Below are 26,454 nucleotides of genomic sequence, written 5' to 3'. Positions count from 1 at the left end.
GCCTACGGTTCACCACTGACATCGCTCATCTGGTTTTTTCTCGCCGTGTCGACATGTGCCCCCACGCGGCAGGGCCCCGGGCCCCCGCATCGCACCAGGGATCAACCGATCGGCCGATGCCGATGGGAGCGCAATGGCCGATGCCCTGCGGGCCCGCCCGGCGGGATTCTCGTGCCCATGGCCACCATGGATGTGAACGGGCGTGGCCGACCACGACCGGGTGACGCACCGGCTCGGGCCCGGTTCCGGGAGAGCGAGCGGCAGGCCGAGCTCACGGTGCGCCGGAGCTGTACAGCACCTCCCACCCGGCCCCCGCCGTCTTCACTCCCTGACCCGCAACAGCACCACCGACCTTGCCGGCACCGTCAGCAGCTGGTTGCCCCCGTGCACCGTCGCCGGCGCGGTGGACTGGTCCTCCTGCGAGGTGTCCAGCACCAGTTCGTACGCCTGCGCCCACGGCGGCCCCGGAAGCCGGAAGCTGCTCGGGCGGTCTGCGGCGTGCAGGATGGCCAGGAAGCTGTCGTCGGTGACCTGCTCACCGCGCGCGTCGCGGCCCGGGATGTCGCGCCCGGAGAGATACAGGCCGACCGCCGCGGCCGGTGCGTACCAGTCCGCCTCCGTCATCTCCTTGCCCTGCCGGGTGAACCACGCCAGGTCGCGCAGCCCGTCCGCGGCCTGCGGCCGGCCGGAGAAGAACGCCCTGCGGCGCAGCACCGGATGGGCATGGCGCAGCGCGAGCACCCGGGCGGTGAGCTCGGTCAGCCCCCGCCACTCGGGCCGGTCGAGCAGGGACCAGTCCAGCCAGCTGACCTCGTTGTCCTGGCAGTACGCGTTGTTGTTGCCGTCCTGCGTACGCCCCATCTCGTCGCCCGCGACCAGCATCGGCACCCCGGTCGACAGCAGCAGCGTCGTAAGCAGATTGCGCAGCTGGCGGCGGCGCAGCGCATTGACTCCGGGGTCGTCGGTCTCGCCCTCGGCGCCGCAGTTCCAGGCCCGGTTGTCCGACGTGCCGTCCCGGTTGCCCTCGCCGTTGGCCTCGTTGTGCTTCTGCTCGTACGTGACCAGGTCGCGCAGGGTGAAGCCGTCGTGCGCGGTGATGAAGTTGACCGAGGCGTACGGGCGGCGGCCGCCCCACGCGTACAGGTCGCTGGACCCGGTCAGCCGGTAGCCGAGATCCCGGACGTCGGGCAGGGCGCCGCGCCAGAAGTCCCGTACGGCGTCCCGGTAGCGGTCGTTCCACTCGGTCCACAGCGGGGGGAAGGCACCGACCTGGTAGCCGCCGTTGCCGACGTCCCACGGCTCGGCGATCAGTTTCACCCGGCGCAGCACCGGGTCCTGGGCGATCACCGCGAGGAACGGGGACAGCATGTCGACGTCGTGCATCGAGCGGGCCAGCGCCGCCGCCAGGTCGAAGCGGAAGCCGTCGACGCCCATCTCCGTGACCCAGTACCGCAGCGAGTCCGTGATCAGCCGGAGCACGTGCGGCTGCACCACGTGCAGGGTGTTGCCGCAGCCGGTGTAGTCGGCGTACCGGCGGGCGTCGGACTGCAGCCGGTAGTAGCCCCGGTTGTCGATGCCGCGCAACGACAGCATCGGACCCAGCTCGCTCGCCTCCGCCGTGTGGTTGTAGACCACGTCGAGGATCACCTCGATCCCGGCGTCGTGCAGCGCCCGCACCATCCGCTTGAACTCGCCGACCTGCTGGCCTCCCGTACCGCTGGCCGAGTAGTCCGCGTGCGGGGCGAAGTAGCCGATCGAGTTGTAGCCCCAGTAGTTGTGCAGCCCGCGCCGGAGCAGATGGTCCTCGTGGGCGAACTGGTGCACGGGCAGCAGTTCCACCGCCGTCACCCCGAGCTGCTGCAGGTGGCCGATGGCCGCCGGGTGGGCGAGGCCGGCGTACGTGCCCCGCAGCTCCTCCGGGATGCCCGGATGCAGCTTGGTGAAACCGCGCACATGCAGCTCGTAGATGACGGAGTCCGCCCACGGGGTCTTCGGCCGCCGGTCCTCCGCCCAGTCGTCGTCATCGTGGACGACGACACCCTTGGGCACGTACGGAGCGGAGTCCCGTTCGTCGCGCACGGTGTCGGCGACCTGCTGCTGCGGCCAGTCCCTCACATGGCCGTACACCTCGGCCGGCAGGGTGAATGTGCCGTCCACGGCCCGCGCGTACGGATCGAGGAGCAGCTTCGCCGCGTTCCACCGCGCACCCGTCCAGGGGTCCCAGCGGCCGTGCACCCGGTAGCCGTACCGCTGACCCGGCCGTACGCCCGGCACGAAACCGTGCCAGACCTCATGGGTCAGCTCGGTCAGCGGGAGGCGCGTCTCGTTCTCCTCCTCGTCGAAGAGACAGAGCTCGACGGCCTCGGCCCCGCCCGCCCAGAGCGCGAAGTTGGTGCCCGCCACCCCGTCGGGCCCCACCCGGAAGCGGGCCCCGAGCGGCATGGGCGCGCCGGGCCACACGGCCGGCGGCCGCCGACCGCCGGAGCGGGCCCGCTCCGGCTCCGAGCCGGTCCCCGCCTCGCCCGATGTCTGCTCCACCGCCTTCCTGAACGGCCCTGGCACTGTCTCCTGCTCGGCTGCGCTCGACACTCCCAGCCTCCCGCGGCTCGTCCGGACCCGGCACCGAAGAGGAGCGCACGGCGTCCCGGCCGCGGCTCCTCGAGTGTGGTCCTCCCTCTGTTCTGCCCAGGGCGGGGCCCGCACTCACGTTTCCCAGGGCCCGCCCCGATCGTTGGGTGGACGTGAACCACAACGCGAAGAAGGCAGGGGCGACCCTGGCCACTGTGCTGACATGGGCAGGACTGCTCGCCGTACTGACCGTACTGACCGGCTGCACCGGCGCGGAATCATTCGTCAACGGGAAGCCGCGGTCGGTGCGGGGCGGGATCACGATCGTCCCGCGGGACGGCGCCAGGGACATCGGGGCGGACGCCCGCGTAGGGGTGAAGGTTTCCTCGGGGCGCCTGGAGAGCGTCAAGGTGACGCGGATCGAGGACGCACGCCGGCGGGACGTACGGGGAAAGATCTCGCAGGACGGGCTCTCCTGGGCCCCGCACGGCGCCTCGAGCCGGCTCAGCCTTTCCGCCAAGTACACCGTCGACGTGGTGGCCCTGGACGGTGCCGGGCACCGCTCGGCCCGGCACACCACCTTCACCACCGCGATCCCCGAACAACGCTTCACCAGCTCCTTCACGCCGGACAAGCCGTCGCTCGTCGGCACCGGCATGATCGTTTCCTTCCGCTTCGACCGCGAGATCAGGAACCGGGCGGCGGTGGAGCGGGCCATCCGGATCACGTCCGTGCCGGCGGTAGCGGTGGTGGGCCACTGGTTCGGCGGCGGACGGCTGGACTTCCGCCCGGCCGCCTACTGGAAGCCGGGTACCAAGGTCACTGTCGCGGCGGCGCTGCGCGATGTGCCGGGCGCGCCCCGTGTGTACGGGACCCAGCAGAAGACGGTCACGTTCACGGTGGGCCGCTCGCAGGTGTCCCGGGTCGACGTGGCCGAGCACACCATGGAGGTACGCCGCAACGGCCGGCTCGTGGACACGGTCCCGATCACGGCGGGCGCCCCGGGCACGACCACGTACAACGGGAAGATGGTGGTCACCGAGATGCACGAGGTGACCCGGATGGACGGCCGGACCGTCGGCTTCGGCGGCGAGTACGACATCAAGGACGTCCCGCACGCCCTCCGTCTCACCGCATCCGGCACCTTCCTCCACGGGAACTACTGGGCGGCCCAGGGCATCTTCGGCTCGGCCAACGTCAGCCACGGCTGTGTCGGGCTGCAGGATGTGAAGGGCGGCGGCGGGGACACCCCGGCCGGCCGGTTCTACGACCAGTCGCGCATCGGGGACGTGGTCGAGGTCGTCAACTCCGAGGACAAGAAGGTCGCCCCGGACAATGGTCTCGGTGGCTGGAATCTGAACTGGGGCCAGTGGAAGGCGGGCTCCGCGCTCCACTGACCCGGAACGGTCCCTTCTCCGCACCGGACCCGCACCCGGCCCCCGCGCCGAACCTGCATCCGAAACCCCGCGCAGCGCTCCGCACCGCGTGTCACCTGGTGATGTTCCGAATCAAGTTGGGACGGAACAGTGACATCCGAGGGGGAGAACTCCGCACGGTCGGTGTGGTTGTCTTTCGATGAGCGCGCATGTGAGGCGCGCGGGGGTGGGAGCCTGCGGGCTCCCCGGGCCTTGGCGGGGCCAGGCCGTGTGAGGGGAGACGACCACTTTGAACGGGCAGCCGATATCGGGGACATCGGCCGGGACGAACAGCAGACGGCGTGGTCGGGGGACCACGGGGCCGGCGGCCCTGGTACTGGGCGCGTTGCTGTTGCTGGTGACGGCGTGCGGCGGGGGAGACACCGAGACGGAGAACAAGGGCAAGCCCGGTGGCGGGAGCAGGAGCGCGGACACGACCGCCTCGCAGGCGGTGGTGACCATCGCGCCGAAGGACGGCGCGGACTCCGTCGCCACCAGCGGTGCGCTCAAGATCTCCGCCGAGCAGGGCAAGCTGACGACGGTCAAGGTCGCCGACCCCAAGGGCGTCGAGATCGAGGGCAAGCTCGCGGCGGACGGCACGAGCTGGGAGCCCGAGCAGCATCTGGCCGCGGCGACGAAGTACAGCGTGCACGCGGTCGCCAAGGACTCCAAGGGCCGTGAGTCGGCGAAGGACACCACGTTCACCACGCTGGTCCCGAAGAACACCTTCATCGGGCAGTACACGCCGGAGGACGGCTCCACGGTCGGTGTCGGTATGCCGGTCTCGATCCACTTCACCCGTGGCATCACCGCCCCGGAAGCCGTCGAGAGCGCCATCGAGGTGACGGCGGAGCCGTCCGTCCCCGTCGAGGGGCACTGGTTCGGCAACGACCGTCTGGACTTCCGTCCGGAGAAGTACTGGGCCGCGGGCACCAAGGTCACCGTGAAGCTCAACCTCGACGGGGTCGAGGGCCGCCCGGGGGTCTACGGCAAGCAGGCCAAGACGATCTCCTTCACCATCGGCCGCAGCCAGGTCAGCACGGTCGACGCGGGTACGCACCGGATGAAGGTCGTCCGCGACGGCAAGGAGATCAGGAACATCCCGATCTCCGCGGGTGCGCCGGCGACCACCACGTACAACGGGCAGATGGTCATCAGCGAGAAGCTCCGGGTGACCCGGATGAACGGTGACACCGTCGGCTTCGGCGGCGAGTACGACATCAAGGACGTGCCGCACGCGATGCGCCTGTCCACGTCGGGCACGTTCATCCACGGCAACTACTGGGGCGGATCCGGCGTGTTCGGCTCGGTCAACACCAGCCACGGCTGCGTCGGTCTGCAGGACGTGCGCGGCGGCGGGAGCAGGACGGCCCCGGCGGCCTGGTTCTTCGAGAACTCGATCATCGGCGATGTCGTGGTCGTGAAGCACTCCCAGGACAAGACGATCCAGCCGGACAACGGCCTCAACGGCTGGAACATGTCCTGGGCCGAGTGGACCAAGTAGTCCGCGACACGCGGTCCGACAGCGGGCCCGGTGCTGTGACCAACGGCACCGGGCCCGCTGCTGTTAGCGCCGGTTAACCTGCCTCCCATGACCGTAACCCTCGAAGCAAGCGACGGCGTCGGCACGATCCGGCTGGACCGTCCGCCCATGAACGCCCTGGACGTCGCCACCCAGGACCGGCTGCGTGAACTCGCCGAGGAGGCGACCCGGCGCGACGATGTGCGCGCCGTCGTCCTCTACGGCGGTGAGAAGGTGTTCGCGGCGGGCGCGGACATCAAGGAGATGCAGGCCATGGACCACACGGCGATGGTCGTACGGTCCAAGGCGCTGCAGGACTCCTTCACCGCGGTGGCCCGGATCCCCAAGCCCGTTGTCGCCGCAGTCACCGGCTATGCGCTCGGCGGCGGCTGCGAGCTGGCACTCTGCGCCGACTACCGGATCGCCGCCGACAACGCCAAGCTGGGCCAGCCCGAGATTCTGCTCGGCCTGATCCCCGGCGCGGGCGGCACCCAGCGGCTGGCCCGGCTGGTCGGGCCGTCCAAGGCCAAGGACCTGATCTTCACCGGCCGTCATGTGAAGGCCGAGGAGGCCCTGGCGATCGGCCTGGTGGACCGCGTGGTGCCGGCGGCCGAGGTGTACGAGCAGGCGCACGCCTGGGCCGCCCGGCTGGCCAAGGGTCCCGCCCTGGCGCTGCGCGCCGCGAAGGAGTCCGTCGACGCGGGGCTGGAGACCGACCTCGACACCGGGCTCACGATCGAGCGGAACTGGTTCGCGGGCCTGTTCGCGACGGAGGACCGCGAGCGCGGAATGCGCAGCTTTGTGGAAGAGGGGCCGGGCAAGGCCAAGTTCCTCTGACCCAAGGCCAGTTGGGCACAGGCGGCCGCTGATTCATCCGTGCGGGCGGATTAGCTGAGCCTTAAGGCAACCTTAAGGCTCAGCACTCCGGTGATCGGCGCAATCCCGTTCGGGCGGCCTATATGCGCAGGTCGCAGGCAGTGTCGAGAGGTGCATTCTGCCAGCGGCATATGCCTATCGACCGCCGGAGAATGCCCGCTTCGGGGGTGGGGATTCCCGCGGAACGGCCCCGGAGTGCCCGTCGTGCGGCCATGATGGTGTGCATGGCGGGCCTGGAGGGTGTGGAGCAGCCGCGACAGCGCAGCGGTGCGACTGCAGCGCGCTGGATGCCGACTGTCGAGGACGAACAGGCGTTCAAGGCGCTCGAGTTGTTCGGGAATCCGACGGAGGGTGAGGTCCGGCTGCCCTCCCGGCCGGAGTCCGCGGCGACCGCCCGGCGGCTCACTTCGTGCGTGGTGCTGCGCCAGTGGGCGCTTTCCCCGCAGACCGGCGAACATGCCGTCCTGCTCGTCTCGGAACTCGTCGGCAATGCGGTGCGGCACACCGGTGCCCGGATTTTCGGATTGCGCATGCTGCGCCGTCGCGGCTGGATCCGGATCGAGGTGCGTGACCCCTCGCGCGGGCTGCCGTGTCTCATGCCGGTCCAGGAGATGGACATCAGCGGCCGCGGTCTCTTCCTCGTCGACAAGCTCTCCGACCGGTGGGGGGTGGATCTGCTGCCGCGCGGCAAGACCACCTGGTTCGAGATGCGGATCTCCGACCGCTGAGCCGGCGCCCCGCGGCCCTCCCCGGGTGATGCACGGAAGCCCCCGGTCTGCCGTGGTACGGCGCTTCGGGGGCTTCCGTGTGGGGGCCGTGAAATGGGGGGTGTATTCACGGCCGCGTAAGACGACCTGGCCCGGGTCAATGGGGGTCGTGGGACCGACTATGGCAGATGGGTGACCGTGAAGCCAAAGGTATCAACCGGCTGAAATTGCGCATATATGGACACTTCGCTAGTGAATCGTAGGTGTGATGAGTCACTCGCCTGGCAAAGTGTGAATGAATATGCGGCTAGAAGAGTGAATCGTTGATCATTTCCGTCATGGTGAGCGGGTTGGCGGATGCCCGGGAATCGCCGCGATGGTGATTGATTGGTATATGTCCGGCATTGCGCCCCTACTGTTCTGCTCATGAACGCCTCCGAGATGCCGGTGCACCGCCGCAGCGCACTGCGCGCGGGCGCAGGGGCAGCCGTGGCCGGCGCCCTCGTCGGCGGATGTACGGACGGGCGCGGCACCGCGGACACCGCAGGGAAGACCCCGGCCGGAACGCCCACGGACGCCCCTGCGCACGCCGCCGGCAGGAGTTCCGCGAGCGCCCCGTCCCCGCACCCCGCGCCCGCCCCGCATCGCTACCCCGGGCAGCCGGTCCAGATCGACCACGGCCCGCGCGACCGTCCCCGCGTCGCCCTCACCTTCCACGGCCAGGGTGACCCCGCCGTCGCCCGGAGCGTGCTCACCGAGGTGGAGCGCGCCCACGCCCGGATCACCGTCCTCGCCGTCGGCAGCTGGCTCGACGAGCACCCCGAGATGGCCCGCCGGATCCTCGACGGGGGCCACGACCTCGGCAACCACACCCAGCGGCACATCGATATCTCGGCGATGGGCGAGGCGGCGGCGTACGCGGAGATCACCGGCTGCGCGCAGCGGCTGCGCCGGCTCACCGGCTCCATCGGCACCTGGTTCCGCCCCTCGCGCACCCGGTCGGCCACCCCGCTCGTCCAGCGCCTCGCGCGCCGCGCGGGCTACCCGCACGTCCTCTCGTACGACGTGGACTCCCTCGACTTCACGTCTCCCGGTGCCGCGGCCGTGACCCGCAAGGTCGCCGGGGAGATCCGCAACGGGTCGGTGGTGAGCCTGCACTTCGGCTATGCGGACACGGTCGCCGCGCTGCCTCTCCTCCTCACCGAAATCGACCGCCGCCAACTGCGCGCGGTGACGACCACGGAGCTGCTGACCTGATGCCTCCCTCCACCAAGCGCACCGCAGCACTGCTCGGGGGCGTCCTCATCGCCGCACTCGCGGGCTGCGGCATCCCCGCCGGGAAGGGGAAGGGCGAAGCTGCCGCACCGCCCGTCGGGCCGAAGGCCGCCGCCCGGGCGAACGCCACCCCGCAGCACGTCGCCCCGCCCGTGCCGCCCGGACTCGCCGGGATGCCGCCGGTGCTCGACTCCACGGACGTGTACGCGGCCGACCGGCCCGGAAAGCTCTCACCGGACGTCAGGAACTTCCCGGCGCGGGTGTACGTGCCCAACACCAAGTCCGACACCGTGTCGGTGATCGACCCCAGGACCTACAAGGTCATCGAAACCATCCCGGTCGGCCACCAGCCGCAGCACGTCGTCCCGTCCTGGGACCTGAAGACGCTCTGGGTCAACAACGACCTCGGCGACACCCTCACGGCCATCGATCCGGCGACCGGCAAGGCAGGCAGGACGGTCGCGGTCTCCGACCCGTACAACCTCTACTTCACGCCGAACGGCACGTACGCCGTCGTGATGGCCTCGATGGACCGGCAGCTGGTCTTCCGTGACGCGCACACGATGAAGACGGTCAAGACGGTTCCGGTCCACTGCGCGGGCGTCAATCACGCCGACTTCTCCATGGACGGCCGGTACTTCATCGTCTCCTGCGAGTTCTCCGGCGAACTCCTCAAGGTCGACACCGCGAGGATGAAGGTCGTCGCTCAGCAGAAGCTGCCGTTCAAGGGCGCGATGCCTCAGGACGTGAAGTTGTCGCCTGACGGCGGGACGTTCTACATCGCGGACATGATCGCGAACGGCATGTGGGTCCTGAACGGGCAGAAGTTCACCACCCCGAAGCTGTTGCCGACCGGCAAGGGGGCCCACGGACTGTACGTCAGCCGGGACTCCAAGGAGATGTACGTCACCAACCGCGGTGAAGGCTCCGTCTCCGTCTTCGACTTCGCCAGGAACAAGCTGACGAAGAAGTGGCGCCTGCCGCACGGCGGCAGCCCCGACATGGGCGGCGTCTCGGCGGACGGCAAGGTCCTCTGGCTGTCCGGGCGCTACGACGCCGAGGTGTACGCGATCGACACGGCCACCGGCAAGCAGCTCGCCCGGATCCCGGTGGGCAGCGGACCGCACGGACTCGCCGTCTACCCGCAGCCGGGCCGCTACTCGCTCGGCCACACCGGAGTCTTCCGCTGACCCGTCGCGGGCCCGCCGCTCATCCCGCGATCAGCAGGGCCTCCGAGCCCACCGGCCGGTAGCCCGCCGCCTGGAACGTCCGCACGCTGCGGGCGTTCCCCGGCGACTGCTGCGCCCACACCACCTCGTCCGGCACCAACTGCCGGGCCGCCCGCGCCAGGCGCTCCCCGAGCCGCCGGCCACGTGCCTCCTCCGCCACCTCGACCGCCGCCTCCCAGCGCCCGGCGACCCCACGGCCGAGAATCAGCACCCCGCCGTCGGCGGCCCAGACCCGTACCTCGTCGCGGTACTTCATCGCCCGGGCGACCCGCGGATGTTCCGGGTCCGCGATCTCCCGCAGTCCGATCTCCGGGTCGCCCGGCAGCGCACCCGCGACCGTCAGCAGGTCGATGGTGTTCATGTGCCGGCCGGTGCGGGCCAGCAGTGTCCCCAGGAAGTGCGGGTTCATCGTCGCGGCCAGCGGATCGCCGGGGGTGGCGGCCAGCGCCGCCCGTACCCACGCCGGATCCTCGTCGGTGAACACCACCGAGTGGGCGGTGAGGGCCAGCACCCCGGCGTCCCGCGCGTTCGGCTGGGCCACCACCGTCGTGCCCCCGTCGGGCGGCGGGAACCGTCCGTGCGCCGCAGCGGTCAGGATCTGCGCCAGTGCGTCGGTCATGAAGCGGTCCACTCCCCGGTCCCGGGCTCCGTCCGCCGTCCGCGGACACCCCACCATGATCGGCGATGGCCGCCGCGATCGGCACCGGTCGCGCCCGTTAATCTGGCCCCGTCAGTTAGGCATCATGAAGGGGCGGAACAGTGGCGGACATCGAGTCGGCGCGCAAGGCATTCGAGCGGTTCGACGTGAACGGCGACGGGCTGATCTCGGCCGCGGAGTACACGAGCGTGATGGCGCAGCTGGGTGACCCCTACGTCACCGAGCCGGTGGCCCAGGCCGTCATCAACTCCCACGACGGGAACGGCGACGGTCTGCTCACCTTCGACGAGTTCTGGGCCGCCCAGAACAAGGGCTGATCGCCGGAAGGCCCCCCGGCCGTGGCCGGCCGGGGGCCGATCCCGGATCAGGCGGATCCGGTCCCCGGCCGACCGGTCAGGCGGCGAAGTTCCGGGACAGAGAAGCCTGTTCGTCGATCTCCATCAGGTCGGGGCGGGTGTACCGCTCCGCCCGGGCGTGGTAGTCGAAGTCCCCGCGGACGAGCCCCCGGTAGTCCTGGACGCAGCGCTCGAGCGCCGCGCGTGCAGGTCCTTCGATCCGTGCGGCCTCTATTTCCTCGACCAGTTCCTTTTCCGCTCGCTGGACCCGGTCTGCGATCCACGCCAGCCATACCCCGGCCTCGTCGACGGCTTGCTGGAGTGACCCGCCGCGGTCCCGTTGAATGAGCCGGACGGTATTGTGCTCATAACCGAGCATGGCTTCCTTCTCGAACGAGCAGATGTCGTTGCAGAGCCCCGAGTGATCGGCCACCGCATTGCGCAGTGCGATATATGCGGGAAGGGAGCGGGCGGATTCCGGGAGATCTATTCCGGCGGTGATTTCGTGCAGGTCGAGGAATGGCTGCATGGCCACCGAGTCACGACGGTGCTTCACGAAGTCGACGGTGCTCGGCACGTGGCCCGCGGCCCGGTCGACGGCCTCCGCGTAGTACGTCCACAGCCAGGCGACCGTGTCCCTGCGGAACTGCCGGACCCAGCGCGGCGACCGTCCCTCGCAGGTCCGCAGCATCAGACCGTCGAGCGCGTGCTCCATGGGGCCGCTCGGTGCGCCGGCCCCGTCGAGTACGTCCACCAGTCGGGTGATGGCCTCCTCGCACATGCGCGGATTGCGGCCGGCCGGGCCGTCGTCGAACTCGTCGTCGACCAGGAACGCCCAGAAGAGCCACTGGCAGAAGAGGTCGAGATGCTCCTGCGAGGCGCCCGGGAATATCAGGGATATCCAGAGTTCGGGACGCGTCCGGATCATTTTCTTGCGGGCCACCGGGGACAGGACGAGATCGCTTTTAGCCGCCCATTCCCAGGCGGCTTCCTTGGTTGTCTGAATGCCTGGATTGCAGCCCGTGCTCTCGAACGGCATATGGAATTCTGGAAGCGCAATTTTGCTCATGTTACCCCTCGTCTGAACGGTACGAACAGGGAATGGGAATGAGTCGCTCTTACGAATCAGTGCGGGTGCGCGGGCCATCGATTCACGGGGAGCTCATCGCTGTCCTCTTTCCTCCGCCGGGGCCGGGGCATCGGAGCCGGGCCGCTGACCCAGGCGGCAAACCGCATACGTACAGCGATCGCGCCACCACTCGTCGCGTCCAGTGAACCCCCAGAGCGCAGTGGATGGAAGCAGTTTCTGACCGAAACTGCTTGATCGTCGCGAACGCCTGCTCGCTTATGAGCAGTTGGTGAACCTGTGGGTTGAGTGACTTCGCTGGTCGGCGGGCCGGAACTGGCCTGTCCGTCCGGGGGGTGCACTTCTTTGACCGCCCGCCCGCTCCCGCGTCGGCAACCTTTGCCGCCCTCCCTCTTGACTACGGACAAATAGGGAGGAAACTAGCAAATACACCAGGCACCGTTGAGAGCCGCACCACCGGTGGAGACGTTCACCGGGTGAGTGACCCCCAGCTCGGCAACTGGCCAGGCCCCCGGCAAGGCACGTATCGATATCGGAACCGTCGGCGACGACTGAAGATTCCGGATCGGCACGAAGGACCGGGGGCTGCTGTATGTGCGGGCACGGGAGCCCCGACCGGCGCCGTACGACACGAAGGCGCTGACCGGGGCTACGGCGTCAGCACTCGATGATGTTCACCGCGAGCCCGCCGCGCGCGGTCTCCTTGTACTTCACGCTCATGTCCGCGCCCGTCTCCTTCATGGTCTTGATGACCTTGTCGAGGGAGACCTTGTGGCTGCCGTCGCCGCGCAGTGCCATCTTCGCCGCGGTGACGGCCTTCACCGCCGCCATGCCGTTGCGCTCGATGCACGGGATCTGGACGAGGCCGCCGACCGGGTCGCAGGTCAGGCCGAGGTTGTGCTCCATGCCGATCTCGGCGGCGTTCTCGACCTGCTCGGCGGAGCCGCCGAGCACCTCGGCGAGGGCGCCGGCGGCCATCGAGCAGGCGGAGCCGACCTCGCCCTGGCAGCCGACCTCGGCGCCGGAGATCGAGGCGTTCTCCTTGAACAGCATGCCGATGGCGCCCGCGGCGAGGAGGAAGCGGACGACACCGTCCTCCTTCTCGGCCTCGGTGGCGCCGCCTGCTGCGAAGTTCATGTAGTAGTGCAGCACGGCCGGGATGATGCCCGCGGCGCCGTTGGTCGGGGCGGTGACGACGCGGCCGCCCGCGGCGTTCTCCTCGTTGACGGCCATGGCATAGAGGGTGATCCACTCCATCGCATGGGCCTGCGGGTCGCCCTCGGCGCGCAGCTGGCGCGCGGTGTTCGCGGCGCGGCGGCGGACCTTGAGGCCGCCGGGCAGGATGCCCTCGCGGGACATGCCGCGCGACACGCACGCCTGCATGACGCGCCAGATGTCGAGCAGACCGGAGCGGATCTCGTCCTCGGTGCGCCAGGCGCGTTCGTTCTCCAGCATCAGCGAGGAGATCGACAGGCCGGTCTCGCGGGAGATCCGCAGCAGTTCGTCGCCGGTGCGGAAGGGGTGCTTGAGCACGGTGTCGTCGAGGACGATCCGGTCCTCGCCGACCGCGTCCTCGTCGACGACGAAGCCGCCGCCGACGGAGTAGTACGTCTTCTCCAGGAGCAGGGCGCCCTCGTGGTCGTACGCGAAGATCGTCATGCCGTTGGCGTGGTACGGCAGCGCCTTGCGGCGGTGCAGGACCAGCTGCTCGTCGGCGTCGAAGTCGATCTCGTGCACGCCGAGGAGGTTGATCCGTCCGGAGGTGCGGATCTCGGCGACCCGGTCGTCGGCGGACTCGACGTCGACGGTCCGGGGGGACTCGCCCTCCAGGCCGAGCAGGACGGCCTTGGGGGTGCCGTGGCCGTGTCCGGTGGCACCGAGCGAGCCGTACAGCTCGGCGCGTATCGAGGCGGTGTGGGCGAGCAGGCCCTCGTTCTTCAGCCGGCGCGCAAACATACGGGCCGCGCGCATCGGGCCGACCGTATGGGAGCTGGACGGGCCGATGCCGATCGAGAACAGGTCGAAGACCGAGATGGCCACGGGTGACTCCTAAGGGTTGGTAGACGTCGTTGTCTGCCGGGTGGTGCGGTACGGACCGGTCGGCCCGAAGAGCAGCGGGACAAGGGATGGGGCACCGCGCTCACTGTCCAGTGTGCGTGGTGCCCCGCCCCAAACGTACGAAAAGTGACCCGGACTACTTCAGGCCGGGGTACAGCGGGAACTTCTCGGCCAGCGCGATGACGCGGGCCTTGAGGTCGTCGGCGTCGTACGACGGCTTCAGTGCCGACGCGATGATCTCGGCGACCTCGGTGAAGTCCTCGGCCTGGAAGCCGCGGGTGGCCAGGGCCGGCGTGCCGATCCGCAGCCCCGAGGTGACCATCGGCGGCCGCGGGTCGTTCGGGATGGCGTTCCGGTTGACCGTGATGCCGAGCTCGTGGAGCCGGTCCTCGGCCTGCTGGCCGTCCAGCTCGGAGTTGCGCAGGTCGACGAGGACCAGGTGGACGTCCGTGCCGCCGGAGAGGACGGAGACGCCGACCTCGGTGACGTCCGGCTGCACCAGACGCTCGGCGAGGATGCGGGCGCCGTCCAGGGTGCGCTGCTGGCGCTCCTTGAACTCCTCGGTCGCCGCGACCTTGAACGAGACCGCCTTGGCCGCGATCACGTGCTCCAGCGGACCACCCTGCTGACCGGGGAAGACAGCGGAGTTGATCTTCTTGGCGAGCTCCTGCGTCGAGAGGATCACGCCACCGCGCGGACCGCCGAGGGTCTTGTGCGTGGTGGTGGTGACGACGTGGGCGTGCGGCACCGGGTTGGGGTGCAGTCCCGCGGCCACCAGGCCGGCGAAGTGCGCCATGTCGACCATCAGGTACGCGCCGACCTCGTCCGCGATGCGGCGGAAGGCGGCGAAGTCCAGCTGGCGGGGGTACGCCGACCAGCCGGCGACGATCAGCTTCGGCTTGGACTCCTTGGCGAGACGCTCGACCTCGGCCATGTCCACGACACCGGTCTCATCCACGTGGTACGGGACCACGTTGTAGAGCTTGCCGGAGAAGTTGATCTTCATGCCGTGGGTCAGGTGACCGCCGTGGGCCAGGTTCAGACCCATGATCGTGTCGCCCGGCTTCAGCAGAGCGAACATCGCGGCGGCGTTGGCCTGCGCACCCGAGTGCGGCTGGACGTTCGCGGCCTCGGCGCCGAACAGTGCCTTGATCCGGTCGATGGCGATCTGCTCGACCACGTCGACGTGCTCGCAGCCGCCGTAGTAGCGGCGGCCCGGGTAGCCCTCGGCGTACTTGTTGGTGAGGACGGAGCCCTGGGCCTCCATGACCGCGACCGGAGCGAAGTTCTCCGAGGCGATCATCTCGAGGGTGGACTGCTGACGGTGGAGCTCGGCGTCGACGGCGGCGGCGACGTCCGGGTCCAGCTCGTGGAGGGAGGAGTTGAGAAGCGACATCTGGTGGTCCCTTGGGGTCTTTAGTTGCCGGAGAACTCGGTGTACTCGTCAGCGGAGAGCAGGTCCTTCGGCTCCTCCGTGATGCGTACCTTGAACAGCCAGCCGCCCTCGAAGGGAGCGGAGTTCACCAGCGCCGGGTCGTCCACCACGTCCTGGTTGGAGGCGACGACCTCGCCGGTCACCGGCGAGTACAGGTCGCTCACGGACTTGGTCGACTCCAGCTCGCCGCAGGTCTCGCCCTCGGTGACCGTGTCACCGACCTCGGGGAGCTGGGCGTAGACGACGTCGCCGAGCGCGTTGGCGGCGAACTCGGTGATACCGATCGTGGCGACACCGTCCTCGACGGCCGACAGCCACTCGTGCTCCTTGCTGTAACGCAGCTGCTGGGGGTTGCTCATGGTCTGAATTCTCCTGTACGTGGGGGAGTGCTGGTGAACAGTGGTCTTAGGGGGTGAGACGCGATTACGTCACTTCTGCCGCTTGTAGAACGGCAGCGACACGACCTCGTACGGCTCGTGGCTGCCGCGGATGTCCACTCCGACGCCCGCGGCGCCGGGCGCGGCGTGCGCGGCGTCCACGTACGCGATGGCGATCGGCTTGCCGAGGGTGGGGGACGGGGCACCGGAGGTGACCTCGCCGATGACCTGGCCCTCGGCGACGACGGAGAAGCCGGCGCGCGGCACCCGGCGGCCCTTGGCGATCAGACCGACCAGCTTGCGCGGCGGGGCGGTCTCGGCGCGCTCGGCCGCGGCCTCCAGCGCCTTGCGGCCGACGAAGTCGCCCTCCTTCTCGAACTTCACGACCCGGCCCAGACCGGCGTCGAACGGCGTCAGCTCGGTGGTCAGCTCGTGCCCGTACAGCGGCATGCCGGCCTCCAGCCGCAGCGTGTCGCGGCAGGACAGACCGCACGGGACCAGGCCGTGGGAGGCGCCTGCCGCGGTGAGGGCCTGCCAGAGCTGCTCGGCGTGCTCGGGAGCGACGAACAGTTCGAAGCCGTCCTCGCCGGTGTAGCCGGTACGGGCGATCAGCGCGGGCACACCGGCGACGGTGCCGGGCAGGCCCGCGTAGTACTTCAGACCGTCCAGGTCGGCGTCGGTGACCGAGGCCAGGATGGCGGGGGACTCGGGGCCCTGGACGGCGAGCAGCGCGTACGCGTCGCGGTCGTCGCGCACCTCGGTGTCGAACCCGTCGGCGCGGGCGGTCAGCGCGTCCAGCACGATCTGGGCGTTGCCGGCGTTGGCGACGACCATGTACTCGGTCCCGCCCAGGCGGTAGACGATCAGGTCGTCCAGGATGCCGCCGTCCTCGGCGCAGATCATCGTGTACCGGGCGCGGCCGACGGCGACGGTGGCGATGTTGCCGACCAGTGCGTAGTTCAGGAACTCGGCGGCCTGCGGGCCGGTGACCGTGATCTCACCCATGTGCGACAGGTCGAAGAGGCCGGCCTTCGTGCGCACCGCGTTGTGCTCTTCGCGCTCACTGGCGTACCGCAGCGGCATGTCCCAGCCCGCGAAGTCGGTCATGGTCGCGCCCAGCGAGCGGTGCAGGGCGTCGAGGGCGGTGAGACGGGGGGCGTTGCTCATGAGGTGTGGCTCCCAGGGCATGACGGCGAGGACGATCCCTCCCCATCTGTCATCGGAACCTGAGAGGTTCGCCGAGAGACCCCTGAGGGGTAACGGCTTGCACCTTGGGTGGAGACGCGCACGGCGGCTCGCTTTTCAGATCTGCCTCATCCACGCGGTACGGGGCCTGAGAGATTCAAGGGAGGATCTTGCTCCTTCGGCGCCCGGCACGAACAGTCACCGGAACTCTCCCGCGCGGATTCAAGCGGCCTTTATGCAGTTGGCCGGGTCATCATCGCACGCATTGCGGAAGAGTGGAGCGTCGGTACCCCATGGGGGAAACGACGGGTGGCACGGTTGTCTCGCATTGCCTTTTCTTTACACTTCGTGAGCAGTGTGCTTGACCGACAGGGGGAGGCCGATGACATTGCAGCGGTACGCGACGACCGCGGGGGTCGCGCACGGCGCGATGCCTGCGCAGGCGGGCACACCCGTCCGGGAACGGCTCGGCACGCACGCACCCGTCGTGCGCGATCTGCGCGAGCGCGGCGGGCGCAGCCCGCGCGGCCTGCACTTCGCCGCGGGCGATGTGGTGGTGGTCTCCGGGCTGCCCGGCAGCGGCAAGTCGACACTCATCCGGCGGACGGTGGCCGTACGGGCCATCGACTCCCAGGACACGCGGGACCGGTGGGCAGGGCGGATGCCCCGCTTACTCCCGTACGCCCTCTACCGCCCGCTCGTCCGCGTCGCCCACTACTGGGGACTGTGGCGCGCGCTGCGCTCCGGTGACTCGGTGGTGGTCCACGACTGCGGGACCCAGGCGTGGGTACGGAGGTGGCTCGCCCGTCATGCACGGCGCCGCGGCCGTGTTCTGCACCTTGTGCTGCTCGACGTCACCGCACAGGTGGCGAGGGAGGGCCAGCGCGAGCGCGGCCGCGGAGTCTCCGGTTACGCCTTCGCCCGGCACCGCAGGGCCGTCGGCCGTCTGCTGCGGGACACCGAGGCCGGCACCCTGCCGCGCGGCTGCTGCTCGGCGGTGCTGCTGGACCGGGAGGCTGCCGGGTTGCTGACCCGGATCACGTTCGCGCGGATGTAGGGGCTTCCGGCGCGCGGGGGCGCACCGGAGTTACTGTTCTGCCGCAAGGTATGGGGTGAGAAGGGGAAGCAGTGGACATTCCGGCACAGGTCCAGGTCCATCCGCAAGGCGGATGGCCGGCCAACGAGCTCGAAGAGGTGCTCGGGGCCTCGCTCGGCATCCCGGAGGCGGGCGGCCGGCTCGTCGAGGTGCTCGGCCGCAGCCACCTCTGGGTGCCGCTCCCCAACGGTGGCGGCCCCGACGCCCCGTCGCTCGACCTGCCGACGGTGGAGATCGAGGGCGCCGCGTACGTCCCCGTCTTCAGCTCCGAACAGCAGTTCCTGAGCTGCGTGGGTGCCCATATGCCCTTCACCGTGGCGCCCGCCCGTGAATTCGCCCGCGGACTGCCCCCGCAGCTCGGTATCGCGGTGAACCCGGGCGGCGCCGTCGGCATGCCACTGCCGCCGCCCGCCGTCGCCGAGCTCTGCCGCACCGGACGCACCTCGCTGGACGGACCGGCCAGCGGCGGCCGGGTGCGGCTGTACGAGCCGGACTGGCAGGAGGAGCCCGTCGACTTCCTCGCCGCCGCGGCCGGCGAATTCCAGGAGACCGGCGTCGTGCGCACCGCCCGCCGGGCGCTGGCCAGCATCGAGGGCGGCGCCCCCGTCCTCTTCATAGGAGTCGAGTTCTCGACCTGGGACGGCGCCGGCCGCAACGCCCCGATGGACGCCCTGGGCCGCGCCCTCGGCCGTGTCGAGACGCCCTGGCCGGTCAACCTGGTCCTGCTCGACGTGGCGCAGGACCCGGTCGCCGACTGGATGCGGGACAGGATCCGGCCGTTCTACGAGCGTGCGGACCACTAAAGCCTTCTGCAACACGCTCAGGGTCCCCCGACGGCCGTCGCACCCCGGCGGCCGGGGTGCGACACCGGCAATCCGTGGCGTCAAGTCGGTGTCAAGGACGCGGCCTAAGCTGGTTTGATGGCCAGGGCCCAGGCCACCGAGGTGCACCCGCGTGCCCCGGGAGCAACGGGCCGACACAGTGGATCGAAGAGGGGCGGGACCCAGGGTGAGTGCGTCAGGCACCGCGGCGGCCGGACAGGTCGAGCACATGCTGCGCCAGGTGACGCCCGGGCGCTACGACGCGTACGAGGCGCTGCTGCGGGCCCTCGCCCAGGGCCGGGTCTGGATGCTGCTCTGGCACGGCCGGGCCGGATCGCCCGACGCCCAGTACGGGAACATGGAGGTCGACGGGCTCGGCTACGCCCCCTGTGTGACCTCCGCCCAGGAACTCTCGGCCAGTGGCTGGAACCGGGCCCATGAAGTGGTCGGCGGCGTCGACATCGCCCGCGCCCTCTTCCCCGACCGCTGGGGCATCTGGCTCAACCCGCACGCCCCCGGGGGCGGTGTCGGCATCCCCTGGCTGGACCTGCGGCGGATCGCCACCGGACTCGACCGGATGCCCGCCGGACCGCTCCGGCTCACCGAACCGGCCATCGAGATCCCGCAGTTCTACGCACTGCTCTCGCAGAACGCCCATCACACCCCCGCGGTCCGTTCCCTGCGCCGCGCCTGGGTGCAGCCCGCGCTGGGTGTCCCCTATCTCGCCATCGGTCTCGATCTCTACGACACGAGTCAGTCCTCCGTCGACGCGGTGCGCGCGATGATGCAGCAGTCGATCGGCGCGGTCCCGGACGGGCTTCCCGTCTCGACCGTCGCGATGTCCGACGAGTACGACCCGGTCGCGATGTGGCTGCGCGCCAACGCCCGCCCGTTCTACGACCGCGAGGCCCACGCCGCGCCCGCCCCTGCCGTCGGCTACGGCTACCCCCCGGCCCACGGCTGACCCGTCGGGCCGGCCGTCAATTGAGGCCGGGATGAACCCCGTTGGGGCACCTGTCCGATCTGGGCGAAGAGTGCCGACTTGGTCCGCTGGGGCGATCACGACGTCCGGATAACGGATCCGGCAGGTCACATCACGGTTGCGCATCCATTCCCCGCCAGGGCTGGCGGGTGATCCGCGGCGCGTTGAAGACTCCCCGGAACAAGAGGCGTTCGGTCCCCTGCGCGACCTGCGGCTTCTGGTTGGACCGGTAGATCTGCTCCACCCGCACCACCTGCTTCTTCCGTACCACCCGCACCAATCGTGCGACTTGCACCTGTGATGTGAACAAGCCGCTACAGCGGCGGGCACGGGCCGGCCACAGTCGGTCGAGCCGAGAGGGGTCCCCACAACGATGACGGCACCACTGCACGACAGCGCGGCCGAGACTGCGACCGTCGATGTCACGGCCGATGTTTCGGCCAAGGACATCGAAGGCCGTTCGCCAGGACGTATCGCCTGGACACGGCTGAAGCGCGACAAAGTGGCGCTCGCCGGTGGTGTGGTCGTCATCCTGCTGATCCTGATCGCGGTGTTCGCACCGCTGATCGTGAGTCTCCTCGGCCATCCGCCGAACGACTTCCACGAGGATCTGCTCGACCCGGACCTCGGCATCCCCAAGGGCTCCTTCGGCGGGATCAACTCGGACTACCTGCTGGGTGTCGAACCCACCAACGGCCGCGATGTGTTCAGCCGCATCGTCTACGGAGCGCGTATCTCGCTCCTGGTGGCCTTCCTCGCCGCGGTGGTCTCCGTGGTCATCGGCAGCATCCTCGGTTCGGTGGCCGGGTTCTTCGGCGGCTGGGTCGACGCACTCATCAGCCGGCTGATGGACCTGCTGCTCGCCTTCCCGCAGCTGCTGTTCACCATCGCCCTCGTCACCGTGGTGCCCGACTCCCTCTGGGGACTCACCGGCACGGGCGTGAGGATGGGCGTGCTGATCGTGGTGATCGGCTTCTTCGGCTGGCCCTACATCGGCCGTATCGTCCGGGGGCAGACGATGTCCCTGCGCGAGCGGGAGTACGTCGAGGCGGCACGCAGCCTGGGCGCCGGGCGGGGCTACATCCTCTTCAAGGAGCTGCTGCCCAACCTGGTCGCGCCGATCCTCGTCTACTCGACGCTGATCATTCCGACCAACATCCTCAGCGAGGCCGCGCTCAGCTTCCTGGGTGCGGGTGTGAAGCCGCCGACCGCCTCGTGGGGCAAGATGCTCTCCGACGCGATCAACACCTACCAGGCGGACCCGACATACATGGTGGTCCCCGGACTCGCGATCTTCATCACCGTTCTGGCATTCAACCTCTTCGGCGACGGGCTGCGTGACGCCCTCGACCCGAAGGGCAGCTGAGTCGACCCCCAAAAGGTCTCCGGCGCGAGCCGGTTGGCACTCGATTGACCGTCGGGCGCGGACTGCGTACCACGGGCCACACCACATCACGGAGGTTGCAAGACAGTGAATCGCTCACGGAAGGCAGTTGCGCTCACGGCCCTCGCGGCCGCGGTTGCGCTGACCGCCACCGCTTGTGGCGGAGGGGACAGCGACAACAAGTCCTCCTCGTCGCAGGGTGCCGGTTACGACGCAGCCACCAAGGGCAAGGTCATCAACGCGTCCGACAAGAAGGGCGGCACGCTGAAGCTGATGTCCCCTCAGGACGTCGACTTCCTTGACCCGGCCCGTGCCTACTACGGCTTCGTCTGGAACATGCAGCGGATGTACATCCGCCAGCTGCTCGCGTACGACTCGAAGCCCGGTGAGGCCGGCACCAAGCTGGTCCCCGACCTCGCGGAGTCCCTGCCGACGCTGAGCAACGGCGGCAAGACGTACACCTTCAAGCTGAAGGCCGGCGTCAAGTTCGAGGACGGCACGCCGATCACCTCGAAGGACATCAAGTACGGCGTCGAGCGCGTCTTCGCGCAGGACGTCCTCTCCGGCGGCCCGACCTACCTGATCGACATCCTCGACCAGGGCCAGAAGTACCCCGGCCCCTACAAGGACAAGGACCCGAACAAGCTGGGTCTGAAGTCGGTCCAGACGCCGGACGACCAGACGATCGTCTTCAACCTGGCGAAGCCGAACTCGGACTTCTCGTACCTGATGGCGATGGCCGACTCCTCGCCGGTGCCGGCGGCCAAGGACGACGGCGCGAAGTACACGAACCACCCGGTCGCCACCGGCCCGTACAAGGTCCAGTCCTTCAAGCCGGGCAAGGAGACGATCTTCGTCCGGAACACCAACTGGGACCCGAAGACCGACCCGATCCGCAAGGGTCTGCCGGACAAGGTCACCTTCACCGTGACCTCGAACCCGGACGACATGGACGCCCGTCTGCTTTCGGGCGACGTCGACTACGCGGTCGACGGCACCGGTGTGCAGCAGGCCGCCAAGATCAAGATCCTGCAGAACGCCAAGTACAAGGCCAACGCCGACGACCCGTTCAGCGGCTACATCCGGTACTTCGCGTTCCCGCAGACGGTCGCGCCGTTCGACAACATCGAGTGCCGCAAGGCGGTCATCTACGCAGCCGACCCGAAGTCGCTGCAGACCGCCCGTGGTGGCCCGACCAGCGGTGACCTCGGCGCCAACATGCTGCCCCCGGGCATCCCGGGTTCGGACAAGTCCTACGACCCGTTCGGCCTGACCCAGGGCAAGCCGCAGGTCGACAAGGCCAAGGAGGCCCTGAAGGCCTGTGGCAAGCCGAACGGCTTCAAGACCACCATCGCGGTCCGCAACAACCGCAAGCCCGAGGTGGCCACCGCCGAGTCGCTGCAGGCTTCGCTGAAGGCCGTCGGTATCGAGGCCTCCATCGACCAGTACGACGGCAAGAACTCTGCTTCCGTGATCGGTGCTCCCGACAACGTGAAGAAGAAGGGCTACGGCATCATCGTGATGGGCTGGGGCGCCGACTACAACTCGGGTGCAGGCTTCCTGCAGCCGCTGGTTGACGGCTCCTTCATCCTGAAGAACGGCAACAACAACTACACGATGCTGAACGACAAGACGGTCAACGGTCTCTTCGACCAGGCCGCCTCCGCGACGTCGCCGGAAGCCGCCGCGCCGTTCTACACCCAGATCAACAAGGCGATCATGGAGAAGGCCCTCTATCTCCCGATCAACTTCGACAAGGCGCTCGTCTACCGCAACCCGCGGCTGACCAACGTCTTCTACAACGAGTCCATGGGCCGTCTCGACCTCGCGGTCATGGGCGTCGTCAAGTAGCAGTTGGACATGCGGGTCCTTCACCTCGCATGCGCTAGTTCGAAGGGCAGGTGAAGGCCGCAGGCGGGCGGCTGTCGTCCCCACAAGGGACGGCAGCCACCCGCCGACCAGGCCGACTGCAGTGCTCGTCTACCTCTTCCGACGACTCGTCAATGTCGTCGTCATGCTGGTGATCGTCTCCATGGTCACCTTCGGCATCTTCTTCATGGTGCCGAAGATCACCGGAAGCGATCCCGCACTCCTCTATGCCGGCCGTGAGACCAACAAGACGGCCATCGAGGGCATCCGTACGAAGATGGGCCTCGACAAGCCCATCACCACGCAGTACGGCCTCTTCCTCAAGGGCATCGTGGCCGGCCGGGACTACGACCAGGGCTCCCAGATCACCCACTGCCCGGCCCCCTGCTTCGGCTACTCGTTCAAGAACGAGCAGCCGGTGTGGCCGGACCTGAAGCAGCGCATCCCGGTCACCCTGTCGCTGGCCGCGGGAGCTTCGGTGCTCTGGCTGATCGGCGGTGTCGCCACCGGAGTGATCTCCGCACTGCGCAGACGCACTGTGCTCGACCGGGCCACGATGATCACCGCGCTGGCAGGTGTCTCTCTGCCGATCTACTTCACCGGACTGGTGTGTTCGGCCGTCTTCATCTACAGCCTGGAGTGGATGGAGACGATCAACTACGCGCCGCTCACGGATGATCCGGGGGCCTGGCTGAACAGCATGATCCTCCCTTGGGTCACGCTGGCCTTCCTCTTCGCGGCCACCTACGCCCGGCTCACCCGCGCCACCATGCTGGAGATCCTGGGCGAGGACTACATCCGTACGGCCCGCGCCAAGGGCCTCAAGGAGCAGGTGGTCATCCGCAAGCACGCGCTGCGATCCACCCTGACTCCGATCATCACGGTCTTCGGTCTGGACCTGGGCGCCCTGCTCGGCGGCGCGGTGCTGACCGAGTCGACCTTCAGTCTGCCCGGTATGGGAAAGGCCGCGGTCGACGCGATCAACTCCGGTGACCTGCCGGTCATCATGGGCGTCACCATCATCGCGGCGTTCTTCGTAGTCATGGCCAACTTGATTGTCGACCTGCTGTACGCGGTCGTCGACCCGCGTGTGAGGCTGACGTGACCGACAACATCCCCACCCAGGACGAGCAGTCGGCCGGTCCGGCCGGTGTTCCCGAGCAGGGCGGCGCACGGCCCGAGGCCTTCCTCTCCGTGCGCGACCTGAAGGTGCACTTCCCGACCGACGACGGCATCGTCAAGTCCGTCGACGGGCTCTCCTTCCAGCTGGAGAAGGGCAAGACCCTCGGCATCGTCGGCGAGTCCGGCTCCGGCAAGTCGGTCACCTCGCTGGCCATCATGGGTCTGCACCGCTCCGGGCAGGCACGCAGCCGCCCCGACATCAGCGGTGAGATCTGGCTGGACGGCGAGGAGCTGATCGGCGCCGGCGACGACCACGTGCGCAGGCTGCGCGGCCGGCAGATGTCCATGATCTTCCAGGACCCGCTGTCGGCGATGCACCCGTACTACACGGTGGGCGCGCAGATCGTCGAGGCGTACCGCAACCACCACGACGTGACCAAGAAGGCGGCGCGTGCGCGCGCGGTCGAGATGCTCGACCGGGTCGGCATCCCCGAGCCCGCCAAGCGTGTCGACTCCTACCCGCACGAGTTCTCCGGCGGTATGCGTCAGCGCGCGATGATCGCGATGTCGCTGGTCAACAACCCCGAACTGCTCATCGCCGACGAGCCGACGACTGCGCTGGACGTGACCGTCCAGGCGCAGATCCTCGACCTGATCCGCGATCTGCAGAAGGAGTTCGGCTCCGCGGTCATCATGATCACCCACGACCTGGGCGTCGTCGCCGAGATGGCCGACGACATCCTGGTCATGTACGGCGGCCGCTGCGTCGAGCACGGCACCGCCGAGCAGGTCTTCTACGAGCCCAGGCACCCGTACACCTGGGGTCTGCTCACGTCGATGCCGCGCATCGACAAGGAGGAGACCGACCGGCTCGTCCCGGTCAAGGGTTCCCCGCCCAGCCTCATCAACATCCCGTCCGGCTGCGCCTTCAACCCGCGCTGCCCGTACGCGGATGTGCCCAAGGGCGGCATCACCCGGACCACGCGCCCGGAGCTGCAGCAGGTCGAGGGCAACCACTTCGCGGCCTGCCACATGTCGCCGGAGGACCGGACCCGGATCTGGACCGAAGAGATTGCGCCGAAGCTGTGAGCGAGAAGACCGAGAAGACCGAGAAGAGCGCCGCCGCGGCAGCGATTCCAGCGCAGGCGACGAGCTCGCCCGAGCCGCTGCTCAAGGTCGACAACCTGGTCAAGCACTTCCCCATCAAGAAGGGGCTGCTGCAGCGCCAGGTCGCTGCGGTGAAGGCCGTCGACGGCATCTCCTTCGACGTGCGACCGGGGGAGACCCTGGGTGTCGTGGGTGAGTCCGGCTGCGGCAAGTCGACGATGGGCCGGCTGATCACCCGGCTGCTCGAACCGACCGGTGGCACGATCGAGTTCGAGGGCAAGGACATCACGCACCTGGGCGTCTCGGCCATGCGGCCGATGCGCCGCGACGTGCAGATGATCTTCCAGGACCCGTACTCCTCGCTGAACCCGCGGCACACGGTCGGCACGATCGTCAGTGCGCCCTTCAAGCTCCAGGGCGTCACGCCCGAGGGCGGGGTCAAGAAGGCGGTCCAGGATCTGCTCTCGCTGGTGGGCCTCAACCCCGAGCACTACAACCGCTATCCGCACGAGTTCTCCGGCGGGCAGCGCCAGCGCATCGGCATCGCCCGCGCACTCGCGCTCAAGCCGAAGCTGGTGGTGGCGGACGAGCCGGTCTCGGCGCTGGACGTGTCGATCCAGGCGCAGGTCGTCAACCTGCTCGATGACCTCCAGGACGAGCTCGGGCTCACCTACGTGATCATCGCGCACGACCTCTCGGTCATCCGCCATGTCTCGGACCGCATCGCCGTCATGTACCTGGGCAAGATCGTCGAGCTCACGGACCGCAAGTCGCTGTACGAGGCGCCCATGCACCCGTACACGAAGGCCCTGATGTCCGCGGTGCCGGTGCCGGACCCGCGGCGGCGCGGCGTGGCGAGCGGGCGGATCCTGCTCAAGGGCGATGTGCCGTCGCCGATCTCGCCGCCGAGCGGCTGCCGCTTCCACACGAGGTGCTGGAAGGCGACGGACGTCTGCAAGACGCAGGAACCCCCGCTGATCGCGTTGAAGACCGGTCACCAGGTGGCCTGCCACCACCCGGAGAACGCGCCGGACCAGGTGCCGGGCGAGACGGTGTCGGCCGCGGCGCGGGAGGCGGTCAAGGTGGTTTCCGTGACGAAGGCGGTGGCGGCCGAGGCCGTGGAGCCTTCGGAGGACACCGCGTCGGCCGAGGTCACGGAGCCTGCTGAGGCCACCGAGCCTTCGGAGGCCGGCGAGGTGGCCGAGGTCACGGAGTCCGCCGAGGCTCCGGTGTCCGGCGGAACGGCCGACGGCGACGACACCGCGGCACCGTCCCCGGACGATGCCGCGACGCCCTCCGGGACCTCGGAGGACAGCCCCAAGGAGTAGTGCCGGCACAATAGCCCG

Annotated in this window: 23 protein-coding genes and 1 riboswitch; of the genes, 15 read left to right on the top strand and 8 right to left on the bottom strand. The window is 69.1% G+C overall.

Annotated elements, in window-relative coordinates:
- Positions 1–321: 321 nt before the first annotated feature.
- Entirely contained in the window at positions 322–2,538 is a 2,217-nt protein-coding gene (gene glgX, locus OG878_RS13280; RefSeq protein ID WP_443049103.1) for a glycogen debranching protein GlgX, read from the bottom strand.
- A 203-nt stretch (positions 2,539–2,741) separates the two neighbouring features.
- On the opposite strand from glgX, the gene OG878_RS13275 reads away from it, so the two are divergent.
- From OG878_RS13275 to OG878_RS13250, 6 genes are all read left to right on the top strand, one after another.
- A complete protein-coding gene (locus OG878_RS13275) occupies positions 2,742–3,965 on the top strand; it encodes a L,D-transpeptidase (protein ID WP_328891226.1) in 1,224 nt (407 codons plus the stop codon).
- A gap of 268 nt (positions 3,966–4,233) precedes the next feature.
- Positions 4,234–5,487, top strand: coding sequence for a L,D-transpeptidase (locus tag OG878_RS13270; RefSeq protein WP_328886986.1), 1,254 nt, complete (start codon positions 4,234–4,236; stop codon positions 5,485–5,487).
- An 87-nt stretch (positions 5,488–5,574) separates the two neighbouring features.
- Positions 5,575–6,342: an enoyl-CoA hydratase/isomerase family protein gene (locus OG878_RS13265; protein ID WP_328886985.1), complete on the top strand. Its 768-nt coding sequence runs from the start codon at positions 5,575–5,577 to the stop codon at positions 6,340–6,342.
- A 251-nt stretch (positions 6,343–6,593) separates the two neighbouring features.
- On the top strand, positions 6,594–7,109 hold the full coding sequence (locus OG878_RS13260) for an ATP-binding protein (protein ID WP_328886984.1): 516 nt from the start codon (positions 6,594–6,596) through the stop codon (positions 7,107–7,109).
- A 405-nt stretch (positions 7,110–7,514) separates the two neighbouring features.
- Complete coding sequence (locus OG878_RS13255) at positions 7,515–8,345, top strand: polysaccharide deacetylase family protein (protein ID WP_328886983.1); 831 nt, start codon at positions 7,515–7,517, stop codon at positions 8,343–8,345.
- Positions 8,345–9,553, top strand: coding sequence for a YVTN family beta-propeller repeat protein (locus tag OG878_RS13250; protein WP_328886982.1), 1,209 nt, complete (start codon positions 8,345–8,347; stop codon positions 9,551–9,553). Before OG878_RS13255 ends, OG878_RS13250 begins: the two co-directional genes overlap by 1 nt.
- A 19-nt stretch (positions 9,554–9,572) precedes the next feature.
- Here the strand turns inward: OG878_RS13250 and OG878_RS13245 are convergent, their stop codons facing one another.
- A complete protein-coding gene (locus OG878_RS13245) occupies positions 9,573–10,211 on the bottom strand; it encodes a GNAT family N-acetyltransferase (RefSeq protein ID WP_328886981.1) in 639 nt (212 codons plus the stop codon).
- A gap of 140 nt (positions 10,212–10,351) precedes the next feature.
- Here OG878_RS13245 and OG878_RS13240 point away from each other — a divergent pair, with 140 nt between their 5' ends.
- Positions 10,352–10,567, top strand: coding sequence for an EF-hand domain-containing protein (locus OG878_RS13240; protein WP_328886980.1), 216 nt, complete (start codon positions 10,352–10,354; stop codon positions 10,565–10,567).
- 76 nt (positions 10,568–10,643) lie between these two features.
- Here OG878_RS13240 and OG878_RS13235 read toward each other — a convergent pair whose 3' ends face one another.
- The 5 genes from OG878_RS13235 to gcvT all read right to left on the bottom strand — a co-directional run bounded on the left by OG878_RS13235 (position 10,644) and on the right by gcvT (position 16,709).
- A complete protein-coding gene (locus OG878_RS13235; protein ID WP_443049102.1) occupies positions 10,644–11,654 on the bottom strand; it encodes a terpene synthase family protein in 1,011 nt (336 codons plus the stop codon).
- 675 nt (positions 11,655–12,329) lie between these two features.
- Positions 12,330–13,712 carry an L-serine ammonia-lyase gene (locus OG878_RS13230; RefSeq protein WP_328886979.1) on the bottom strand — a complete coding sequence of 461 codons (1,383 nt, stop codon included), beginning with the start codon at positions 13,710–13,712 and terminating at the stop codon, positions 12,330–12,332.
- Between the two features lie 154 nt (positions 13,713–13,866).
- A complete protein-coding gene (gene glyA, locus OG878_RS13225; RefSeq protein ID WP_328886978.1) occupies positions 13,867–15,126 on the bottom strand; it encodes a serine hydroxymethyltransferase in 1,260 nt (419 codons plus the stop codon).
- Positions 15,127–15,146: 20 nt separating this feature from the next.
- Positions 15,147–15,524, bottom strand: a complete 378-nt coding sequence (gene gcvH / locus OG878_RS13220) for a glycine cleavage system protein GcvH (RefSeq protein ID WP_277328460.1) — start codon at positions 15,522–15,524, stop codon at positions 15,147–15,149.
- A gap of 69 nt (positions 15,525–15,593) precedes the next feature.
- On the bottom strand, positions 15,594–16,709 hold the full coding sequence (gene gcvT / locus OG878_RS13215) for a glycine cleavage system aminomethyltransferase GcvT (RefSeq protein WP_328886977.1): 1,116 nt from the start codon (positions 16,707–16,709) through the stop codon (positions 15,594–15,596).
- Between the two features lie 145 nt (positions 16,710–16,854).
- Positions 16,855–16,952, bottom strand: a riboswitch (glycine riboswitch).
- A gap of 157 nt (positions 16,953–17,109) precedes the next feature.
- On the opposite strand from gcvT, the gene OG878_RS13210 reads away from it, so the two are divergent.
- From OG878_RS13210 to OG878_RS13200, 3 genes are all read left to right on the top strand, one after another.
- Positions 17,110–17,784, top strand: coding sequence for an AAA family ATPase (locus OG878_RS13210; protein WP_328886976.1), 675 nt, complete (start codon positions 17,110–17,112; stop codon positions 17,782–17,784).
- A 71-nt stretch (positions 17,785–17,855) separates the two neighbouring features.
- Positions 17,856–18,626, top strand: a complete 771-nt coding sequence (locus OG878_RS13205; protein ID WP_328886975.1) for an enhanced serine sensitivity protein SseB — start codon at positions 17,856–17,858, stop codon at positions 18,624–18,626.
- Positions 18,627–18,831: 205 nt separating this feature from the next.
- A complete protein-coding gene (locus OG878_RS13200) occupies positions 18,832–19,608 on the top strand; it encodes an enhanced serine sensitivity protein SseB C-terminal domain-containing protein (protein WP_328886974.1) in 777 nt (258 codons plus the stop codon).
- 130 nt (positions 19,609–19,738) lie between these two features.
- On the opposite strand, the gene OG878_RS13195 is transcribed toward OG878_RS13200, so the two are convergent.
- Positions 19,739–19,921, bottom strand: coding sequence for a hypothetical protein (locus tag OG878_RS13195; RefSeq protein WP_328886973.1), 183 nt, complete (start codon positions 19,919–19,921; stop codon positions 19,739–19,741).
- Positions 19,922–19,999: 78 nt separating this feature from the next.
- On the opposite strand from OG878_RS13195, the gene OG878_RS13190 reads away from it, so the two are divergent.
- From OG878_RS13190 to OG878_RS13170, 5 genes are all read left to right on the top strand, one after another.
- Positions 20,000–20,992, top strand: a complete 993-nt coding sequence (locus OG878_RS13190; protein ID WP_328886972.1) for an ABC transporter permease — start codon at positions 20,000–20,002, stop codon at positions 20,990–20,992.
- A 105-nt stretch (positions 20,993–21,097) separates the two neighbouring features.
- Positions 21,098–22,861, top strand: coding sequence for an ABC transporter substrate-binding protein (locus OG878_RS13185; protein WP_328886971.1), 1,764 nt, complete (start codon positions 21,098–21,100; stop codon positions 22,859–22,861).
- A 121-nt stretch (positions 22,862–22,982) separates the two neighbouring features.
- Entirely contained in the window at positions 22,983–23,984 is a 1,002-nt protein-coding gene (locus OG878_RS13180; protein ID WP_328886970.1) for an ABC transporter permease, read from the top strand.
- A gap of 8 nt (positions 23,985–23,992) precedes the next feature.
- The gene (locus OG878_RS13175; protein WP_443049252.1) at positions 23,993–25,090 is read left to right on the top strand and encodes an ABC transporter ATP-binding protein; all 1,098 of its coding nucleotides are present in this window, start codon (positions 23,993–23,995) and stop codon (positions 25,088–25,090) included.
- Positions 25,087–26,436, top strand: a complete 1,350-nt coding sequence (locus tag OG878_RS13170; RefSeq protein ID WP_328886968.1) for an ABC transporter ATP-binding protein — start codon at positions 25,087–25,089, stop codon at positions 26,434–26,436. The genes OG878_RS13175 and OG878_RS13170 overlap by 4 nt, the downstream gene beginning before the upstream one ends.
- Positions 26,437–26,454 lie beyond the last annotated feature (18 nt).

Origin of the sequence: Streptomyces sp. NBC_00316 (genome assembly GCF_036158715.1) — a bacterium.
Classification (GTDB): domain Bacteria; phylum Actinomycetota; class Actinomycetes; order Streptomycetales; family Streptomycetaceae; genus Streptomyces.
The sequence above is the reverse complement of the archived record's forward strand: the minus strand, read 5'-3'. Positions and strand labels throughout refer to the sequence as shown.

Excerpts from the sequence above, each read along its gene's own strand:
- OG878_RS13265 (WP_328886985.1), top strand. The coding sequence starts at position 5,575 with ATGACCGTAACCCTCGAAGCAAGCGACGGCGTCGGCACGATCCGGCTG.
- OG878_RS13260 (WP_328886984.1), top strand. The coding sequence starts at position 6,594 with ATGATGGTGTGCATGGCGGGCCTGGAGGGTGTGGAGCAGCCGCGACAG.
- OG878_RS13255 (WP_328886983.1), top strand. The coding sequence starts at position 7,515 with ATGAACGCCTCCGAGATGCCGGTGCACCGCCGCAGCGCACTGCGCGCG.
- OG878_RS13250 (WP_328886982.1), top strand. The coding sequence starts at position 8,345 with ATGCCTCCCTCCACCAAGCGCACCGCAGCACTGCTCGGGGGCGTCCTC.
- OG878_RS13245 (WP_328886981.1), bottom strand. The coding sequence starts at position 10,211 with ATGACCGACGCACTGGCGCAGATCCTGACCGCTGCGGCGCACGGACGG.
- OG878_RS13235 (WP_443049102.1), bottom strand. The coding sequence starts at position 11,654 with ATGAGCAAAATTGCGCTTCCAGAATTCCATATGCCGTTCGAGAGCACG.
- glyA (WP_328886978.1), bottom strand. The coding sequence starts at position 15,126 with ATGTCGCTTCTCAACTCCTCCCTCCACGAGCTGGACCCGGACGTCGCC.
- gcvH (WP_277328460.1), bottom strand. The coding sequence starts at position 15,524 with ATGAGCAACCCCCAGCAGCTGCGTTACAGCAAGGAGCACGAGTGGCTG.
- gcvT (WP_328886977.1), bottom strand. The coding sequence starts at position 16,709 with ATGAGCAACGCCCCCCGTCTCACCGCCCTCGACGCCCTGCACCGCTCG.
- OG878_RS13210 (WP_328886976.1), top strand. The coding sequence starts at position 17,110 with ATGACATTGCAGCGGTACGCGACGACCGCGGGGGTCGCGCACGGCGCG.
- OG878_RS13190 (WP_328886972.1), top strand. The coding sequence starts at position 20,000 with ATGACGGCACCACTGCACGACAGCGCGGCCGAGACTGCGACCGTCGAT.